General features: G+C 57.8%; 1 protein-coding gene and 4 tRNA genes. All 5 read right to left on the reverse strand.

Going from position 1 to position 1,856, the window contains the following annotated elements; all coding sequences use genetic code 11:
- Window positions 1–283 precede the first annotated feature (283 nt).
- The gene (locus tag ACOI1H_RS25260; protein ID WP_422441044.1) at window positions 284–925 is read right to left on the reverse strand and encodes a hypothetical protein; all 642 of its coding nucleotides are present in this window, start codon (window positions 923–925) and stop codon (window positions 284–286) included.
- A gap of 195 nt (window positions 926–1,120) precedes the next feature.
- A tRNA-Ile gene (locus ACOI1H_RS25265) sits at window positions 1,121–1,196 on the reverse strand.
- Window positions 1,197–1,225: 29 nt separating this feature from the next.
- Window positions 1,226–1,313: transfer RNA gene (locus ACOI1H_RS25270), tRNA-Ser, on the reverse strand.
- A gap of 11 nt (window positions 1,314–1,324) precedes the next feature.
- Window positions 1,325–1,401, reverse strand: a tRNA-Arg gene (locus tag ACOI1H_RS25275).
- An 81-nt stretch (window positions 1,402–1,482) separates the two neighbouring features.
- Window positions 1,483–1,568 (reverse strand) — tRNA-Leu (locus ACOI1H_RS25280).
- Window positions 1,569–1,856: the final 288 nt, after the last annotated feature.

The following is a 1,856-nucleotide window of genomic DNA, read 5'->3' on the forward strand; positions in this document are numbered from 1 at the left end:
CAGGCTGAAGTCTGGGGTTTGCGGATTTTGGATGGGTGATCAAAAAACCAAAAGCCCTTGCTGTCGGAATGGACAGGCTCGCCCTCACGGTCGCTTGCGAACGTGATCTCGTCCTGAGCTTTTGCGCTCTCGCTCTCGCTTGTTGTCTTCATTTTCATCATCCAGGTCCTTCTCTGCTGCCATGCACCAATGCAATGGCAGAAGAATGGGGCCGTTTTTCTTCCCGGAATTGCCGTAGTAAATGAAAAATGCGCCACCCCTTGTGGGATGGCGCATCTCACCTTCAGGCTGCCAGGGTCCGTAGCTCGTCCATTCGGCCTGCCCGGGCCTGGATGCGGTCGAAATAGTCGTCCTCCCACGGCGAGTAGATCGCTTCCGGATCGGGTCCTACAGAAGGTGTGTCCATTTCACCTACGGCCAGCAGGTGCTTCATCTCGTCGGAGACGCACCAGAACCATGCGCCGTCCTGCATGAAGACCTCGTCGGCTTCCTCCCAGTCGGGGTGTGGCTCCGGCCGGAAGACGGGGTAATCGTCACGCGTGGCGTCGGCACCGTAGAAGGAAATGATCTCGGCGTGATCGATCGCCTCGGACAGATCGGCCTTGCGCCAGATCTGCACGTAGAGCGTCGGTGCAAAATCGACCAGCGCATCGACAAGTATTTCGCGTGCGAAATCGGCAAAATCCTGCGGCTCGCTGAAACGACCAAAGACCATGTCAAGATTGATGTCCCAGAGCATGCGGATCTCGGCGCGGGTCTCGGAGATGGTGCCGCTCTTCGTGCGCAGGGCAGCATGGCAATGCGGGAAAAAACTCACGAGGACGCGTTCTGCATAGGACGCGTGATCCTGCAAGCTTGCGTCAGGCAGACCCACGACAGGCTGATCGATCGTCCAGGTCATGTCCAGGCGGACGCGAATTGCCATATCGTTGTTCTCCTGTTCAAAGGTCGGGGTTTTTCCCCTTCACCCGATGAAGGGGAAAGACCCGGTCCGATGTCGTCTTCAGTATCTGTTCGTTGGCTCCAAGGAAAAACCCGGGCCGAGCGCACGCTCGGACCCGGGTTTATCTTTTTTCCATCTCGATCGCGCGACGCTTCAACGCATTCGGACGGAAATTTCTGGTGCGCCCGGAGGGATTCGAACCCCCGACCAATCCGTTATGAGCGAACAGCTCTAACCGCTGAGCTACAGGCGCACGTGCCAGACCTCCCGAGAGAGGATTTTTGGCGGATGAGGTGGGATTTGAACCCACGGAACCTCTCGGTTCGCCGGTTTTCAAGACCGGTGCAATCGACCACTCTGCCACTCACCCGATTGCGATCATGGCGGCCCCTGTTGGACTCGAACCAACGACCTGCCGATTAGAAGTCGGCTGCTCTATCCAGCTGAGCTAAGGAGCCCTCAAAATCGCAATGCTTGCCTTGGGAAATTTCGGTCCCGATGCTATCGTATTTCCTCCATCGGAAAAAGGATCTTTGTCGTGGTGCCCGCCCCCGGATTCGAACCGGGACCTCGATTAAAAGACAACGACCTCAACGTTGCGCGTCTACCGTTCCGCCAGGCGGGCATAGCGGGTATATGAACCCGATCTTTCGCATACGGAAGTGATCCGCAGCAACTTTTTCAGAAATCTTCTGAACCGATCTGTCTCCTCTTTGAGGAACACACCTGCCGGTGGGGCAGGTTGATGCATGCGCACAAGATGTCCGGAGGAGGCTGACCTCCCCCGGCTCGTTCCAAACCGCCAGGCTTAGAACGGGATCTCGTCGTCGACCATCTGCTCGGTGGTTTGCGACGCGGTCTCGTCGGACGCGGTGCCGGCGGTCTCGGACACGCCCTCGGCGGTGGCATCGGA

The organism is Loktanella sp. DJP18 (genome assembly GCF_049310965.1).
Taxonomy (GTDB): Bacteria; Pseudomonadota; Alphaproteobacteria; order Rhodobacterales; family Rhodobacteraceae; genus Loktanella.

Excerpts from the sequence above, each read along its gene's own strand:
- ACOI1H_RS25260 (WP_422441044.1), bottom strand. The coding sequence starts at position 925 with ATGGCAATTCGCGTCCGCCTGGACATGACCTGGACGATCGATCAGCCT.